The sequence below is a fragment of the Corallococcus sp. AB049A genome, assembly GCF_003668885.1.
GTDB classification, from domain to species: Bacteria; Myxococcota; Myxococcia; order Myxococcales; family Myxococcaceae; genus Corallococcus; species Corallococcus interemptor.
The window spans coordinates 1-5,356 of the sequence record NZ_RAWL01000525.1; the positions used below are offsets into that span (position 1 = coordinate 1).

A 5,356-nucleotide genomic window follows, 5' to 3' on the forward strand; every position below is an offset into this window, starting at 1 on the left:
GTCTTGCTGTCAAGACTCGCGGGGAAGACCTGTTGTCACCTTCACTTGCCGGATCCGGGGTGGTCTGGTTCAAGCTGGGGGGCATGTCCGTGACCAAGCCCCGCGCCGCATCGATGTACGTCGACCTGGACCGCGACGCGTGGCGCCAGCTCCGGGCCTCCACGCCGCTGACGTTGACGGCGGACGAGGTGGAGCGGCTGCGCGGCCTGGGCGACCGGTTGGACCTCCAGGAGGTGGAGGACGTCTACCTGCCGCTGTCGCGCCTGTTGCACCTGCAGGTGGCGTCCGCGCAGTCGCTGTGGGCGGCGCAGCAGGCGTTCCTGGGCTATTCGGTGCGCAAGGTGCCGTTCATCATCGCCATCGCGGGCAGCGTGGCGGTGGGCAAGAGCACCACGGCGCGCATCCTCCAGGCGCTCCTGGCGCGCTGGCCGGATCATCCGCGCGTGGCGCTGGTGACGACGGACGGGTTCCTCTATCCGAACCGGGTGTTGAACGAGCGGGGCATCATGAACCGCAAGGGCTTCCCGGAGAGCTATGACCGCAGAGCGCTGGTGCGCTTCCTGGCGGAGCTGAAGGCGGGGCGCGAGGAGGTGACGGCGCCGGTGTACTCGCACCTCGTCTACGACATCGTGCCGGAGGAGGCGCAGTCCATCCGGCAGCCGGACATCCTCATCCTGGAAGGGCTCAACGTCCTGCAGACGGGGCCGGTGGAGGGCGGGCGGCTGCCGCAGACGTTCCTGTCGGACTTCTTCGACTTCTCCATCTACGTGGACGCGAGCGAGACGGACATCCGCCACTGGTACGTGGAGCGCTTCCTGCGCCTGTGGGAGACGGCGTTCCGGGACGAGCGGTCCTTCTTCCGGCGCTTCTCCGAACTGACGCGCGAGCAGGCGATTGCCCGGGCCGCGTCGGTGTGGGCGGAGATCAACGGCCCGAACCTGGCGGAGAACATCGCGCCCACGCGCTCCCGGGCGAGGCTCATCCTGGTGAAGGGCAGCGACCACAAGGTCCGCCGCGTGCGGATGCGCAAGCTGTAGTTCGCGGGAGGGACAGACATGGCGCCACGAATGGGTTCGCTCTGGGACGCGGTGGGGAACACGCCGCTGTTGCGCATCGGGTCGCTCAGCCGCCAGACGGGCTGTGACCTCGTCGCCAAGGTGGAGTTCATGAACCCGGGCGGGAGCATCAAGGACCGGGCCGCCAAGGGCATGATCCAGCGCGCGGAAGCCACGGGGCAGCTGAAGCCCGGAGGCACCATCGTCGAGGGCACGGCGGGCAACACGGGCATCGGCCTGGGCCTGCTGGGGCGCGAGCGCGGCTACCGCGTGGTGGTGACGATGCCGGACAACCAGGCGCGGGAGAAATACGAGTACCTGGAGGCAATGGGCGTGGAGGTGCGGCGGGTGCCGGCGGTGCCGTTCTCCAATCCCTCGCACTTCTTCCACCAGGCGAGGGCCCTGGCGGAGGCGAACGGCTGGGCGTGGATGAACCAGTTCGAGAACACGGCGAACGGCGACTTCCACTACGCGACGACGGGGCCGGAGATCTGGGAGCAGGCGGAAGGGAAGGTGGACGTGCTGGTGGCGTCGGTGGGCAGCGGCGGCACGCTGTCCGGCACCAGCCGCTACCTGAAGGAGAAGAACCCTGCCTTGCGCGTGGTGTTGGTGGATCCGCCGGGCTCGGGGCTCTTTTGCCAGGTGCGCACGGGGAAGATGGAGACGGCGGGCAGCTCCATCACGGAAGGCATTGGCATCATGCGGCTGACGGAGAACTTCCGGCAGGCGCGCGTGGATGAAGCGATGCGCCTGGAGGACCAGGACATGCTGGAGATGCTCTACCACCTGGCGCGCGAGGACGCGCTGGTGGTGGGGACCTCCGCGGCCCTGAACGTGAGGGCCGCCTGGGAGGTGGCGCGCAAGCACCAGGGCCAGGGGCTGCGCATCGTCACGTTCCTCTGTGACCACGGCAGCCGCTACGCCTCCAAGGTCTTCAACCCGGAGTTCCTGTCGTCCAAGGGCCTCACGGTGAAGCCGCTGCCCGCGGTGTAGGGCCGCTACAAGCTGGCGACCACCTTGAGCGTGGGCTCCACGGGGGCCTCCTCCTTGGCCGACAGGGACAGCTCCAGGCTCCGGGCGACCAGCGCCTTCAGGGCCCACACCTCCGGAATCGACTGGATGTAGACGCGGCTCACCGCGAGGGAGGAGGGGGCGGCTTCGACGTCGAAGCCCGTGGCGAGGGTCTTCGCTTCGTCGACGGGAACCCAGGTGGCGATGCTCTTGCGCTTGCCATTGCCGAAGAAGCGCACGAACCACTTCGTGGGCTTCTTGAACGACACGTTGAAGTAGCTCGACGTGTCCCGGTAGAGGACGTCCTCCACGGCATGGCCGTTCTTGGTGCAGATGTCCCGGATGACGCCGAAGAAGGCCAGCTCCTCCTCGGTGGTCTCCACGGCGGCACGCGCCCTGTCGTCGCCCGTGGCGCGGGGCTCCGAGTCGAAGGGCTTCGCGCTATCGGCCTTCACGACGTTGGGCCCCTCCTTGGCGGTGGCCGGCTCCACGCCTTCGTTCAGGCGCTGGATGCGTTCCTTGAGCTTGTCGAGGAAGTCATCGCCCATGACCCGGAGGAGGGTGGGCTCGATGGCCTCCTTCGCGACCTCCGCGAGGCGGTCCATCACGGCGGTCGTCCGCTTGCCCTTGTAGATGTCCTCGGTGAGCCACTTGAGGAAGCCTTCGTGCTCACCGGGGGATTTCAGGGCGGCGGAGAGCTTGTCGATCATCCCCTGGCGGTAGCGGCTGTTCTCCGCGTCGGTGATGAGCGTGGTGGCGTTGAAGGATTCGCGGCTGAACTTGGACAGGAACTTCGCGACCTTGGCCCAATCCGACTTCGTGTCCTCCAGGGAGAACGTGAAGAAGGGCTCGGGGTCCATGACGTTGGGGTTCTCCAGGTCTCCGAAGAACAGGTAGTGGCACCCATCCGTGATGATGCCGAAGTGGAGCTCCGGGAGCTGGGAGAGGTAGCGGGCCAGTTGCTGGGCGCGTGACTTGAGGTCCGTGCCCAGGGGTTTGGTTTCGATGACGATGAGCGGCTTCTGTCCCGTCTGGTCGAAGATGGCGAAGTCCATCCGGTCCGGGAGCTTCTTGCCATCCCCCTGGACGAAGTCCGCCGAGTACTCGAGGCGGACCTCCCGAGGGAACCCCGGGTCGTAGCCCAGCAGCCGGATGAAGGGGATCACCAGCGCCTGCTTGGCGGTCTCTTCGTTGGAGATGAAGGCCTTGGAGTCCTGATAGCGCTTGACCAGCTCCAGCAATTGATTGGCGTCCACGGTATTGCCCCCCTGCATCGCAGCCGTGAGAACAGTCTGGCGGCTCGTGGGAACTACACGCCTGTTGGACTCCCCTTGGCCATACCTCCGAAGAGGGAGCCTGAGCCGCCAGTCCAGTGCCGAGATGCCTACCTGACGCATCCTTCACCCTGCGCCGCCCCCGCCGCTCCACTGGCGGCATGGAGCAGAACAGGTTCTGGCTGGTGCTGTCCCTGGGAGACGAGCGTGAGTACAGAGGCAATCAGGGCTATGCGGATGAACTGGAGCGGCTCTCCGCTATGACAGCTTCGTCCCCAACCATCTGCAGTTGAGCCAGGGAGACCTGCTCATCATTTGTGACCGGAAGCAGGCCCTCGGAGTCAGCCGGATTGGGCGGCTCGAGCAGACGGAGGCCTTCAAGACGCTACAGCGGTGCCCGAAGTGCAATGTTGCAACGATCAAGGTACGGAAGCGAACGCAACCTGCATTCCGATGCAGGGAGGGACATACGTTCGACACCCCAGTGGACGAGCGCGTGCCCTGCACGCAATACGTCGCGTGGTTCGACGGCTCGTTCCGGCCGGTGCCTGCAGGAGTTCCTACCGCGGACGTTCGCCGCGCGTGCCCCCGCCGCAACGGGCAGTTGGCAATGCAGGAAGTCGCGTATTCGCTTCTGGGTGACACCGCCGCCCCCCTGATTGAGCCATTGGCGGGACTTGCAGCGTCCGTCGTTCATGAACCGCTACTGGTTCAGGACGCGGCAGAGGAGCCCTATTCCCTGAATGACGTTGACGCGCGCGAGCGCATCACGCGAGCCATCCGTGCCCGCCGTGGGCAGGCGTCATTCCGGCAGAAGCTTCGGGAGCGTTTCAACGATACCTGCGGGATCACCGGCTGCGGTCTCGTGGACCTCTTGGAGGCTGCACACATTGCCCCGTACCGGGGAGCGAAGGACAACCATCCCTCCAACGGACTGCTCCTGCGCGCTGACATCCACACGCTCTTCGATCTCGATCTGCTGGGTATCCATCCAGAGACCTTCAAGGTGAGCATTCATCCCAGGGTCCGTGGGATGGGGTACGACCAGTACGTTGGCCGCTTGTTGAGGTGTGATGCTGCTCTCTTGAGTCGAGAGGCACTCGAACGTCGTTGGGGAAGGTTCCAGGTCCTCCTGCACCGCGCGGATTGAGCGCGGAGATTCGAGGTTTCTGCCGGAGAAACACTCGGCCTGGAGGGCTTCTTCAGGCGAGGCAATGCCCGGTTCGCTCCCAGAGCCTTCTTCCTGGGCGCTGGGGGACGCTTGCTTCTGGGGAACAGGAGCGAAGGCGTCCAATACACGGTCATCGTGTGCCTTTATCAGGACAGGGAGTTCGTGCTGGATGGCCCGCGTATCGCGGTCATGCAGGGCATCCTTCGCGCAGTTCACCCACTGGCGCAGCGGCTCACCTCCCAGAAGAGGCAGCAACTGGGCCGCGCCGACCATGAAGGCTCGCTGCAAGGACTGCACGAGGAGCACGTGCCCGGGCCGGTCCGCCACCCGGGCCGCCAGCCGCAGCAATTCGAACTCCACCTGGGCGCAGTAAGCCCCTGACTCCCAGCGCGCCGCATCCCAAAGCCCGAAGCAGATGCTCCCCAGTTGGTCCAGGTCCCGCATGGAAGCCCGTGCGCAGCAGTCGGACAGGAGCTCCACCAGCACCTGCCGCCGGAGGCTGAAGTAGCCCTCCAAGAGCCACCGGGCGTCCGGCGAGCGCGTGTCATGCAGCGCCAAGCCCAGGTTCTCCAGCGTCAGCGACTCATCCAACGGCACCGCGCGCGTCTTGCGTCCAGGCCGCTGCACCACCACGCCCCGCGCCGCCAGCCGCCGCAGCGCTTCACGGATGGTGCCCCGGCAGACGTCATAGTGCCGCGCCAGCTTCGCTTCCGAGCCGAACTGCCCGCTCGGGTGCAGCCTGCCCAGCGCGATGTCGCGCTCAATCTGTGCTTCCACGTACGCCACGAGCCCGCCATGCCCCATCCCCATTCCCCCTCCTCGTCCCAGCATCGCCATCCAACCCC

Annotated in this window: 4 protein-coding genes and 1 pseudogene; 3 read left to right on the plus strand and 2 right to left on the minus strand. The window is 66.2% G+C overall.

Annotated features, from left to right (window positions below; genetic code table 11):
* Positions 1–83: 83 nt before the first annotated feature.
* Together coaA and D7X55_RS35195 are read left to right on the plus strand one after the other, a co-directional pair.
* On the plus strand, positions 84–1,037 hold the full coding sequence (coaA, locus tag D7X55_RS35190) for a type I pantothenate kinase (protein WP_120550359.1): 954 nt from the start codon (positions 84–86) through the stop codon (positions 1,035–1,037).
* An 18-nt stretch (positions 1,038–1,055) separates the two neighbouring features.
* Positions 1,056–2,048, plus strand: a complete 993-nt coding sequence (locus tag D7X55_RS35195) for a cysteine synthase A (RefSeq protein WP_121725340.1) — start codon at positions 1,056–1,058, stop codon at positions 2,046–2,048.
* Between the two features lie 5 nt (positions 2,049–2,053).
* Here D7X55_RS35195 and D7X55_RS35200 read toward each other — a convergent pair whose 3' ends face one another.
* Positions 2,054–3,322 (minus strand): type I restriction enzyme HsdR N-terminal domain-containing protein, encoded by a 1,269-nt coding sequence (locus tag D7X55_RS35200; RefSeq protein ID WP_121725341.1) that lies wholly within the window; start codon positions 3,320–3,322, stop codon positions 2,054–2,056.
* Between the two features lie 628 nt (positions 3,323–3,950).
* On the opposite strand from D7X55_RS35200, the gene D7X55_RS35205 reads away from it, so the two are divergent.
* Complete coding sequence (locus D7X55_RS35205; protein WP_121725342.1) at positions 3,951–4,490, plus strand: HNH endonuclease; 540 nt, start codon at positions 3,951–3,953, stop codon at positions 4,488–4,490.
* Positions 4,491–4,591: 101 nt separating this feature from the next.
* Here the strand turns inward: D7X55_RS35205 and D7X55_RS35210 are convergent.
* Positions 4,592–5,321 (minus strand): annotated as a pseudogene (locus D7X55_RS35210) (FadR/GntR family transcriptional regulator); the annotation flags it as partial.
* Positions 5,322–5,356: the final 35 nt, after the last annotated feature.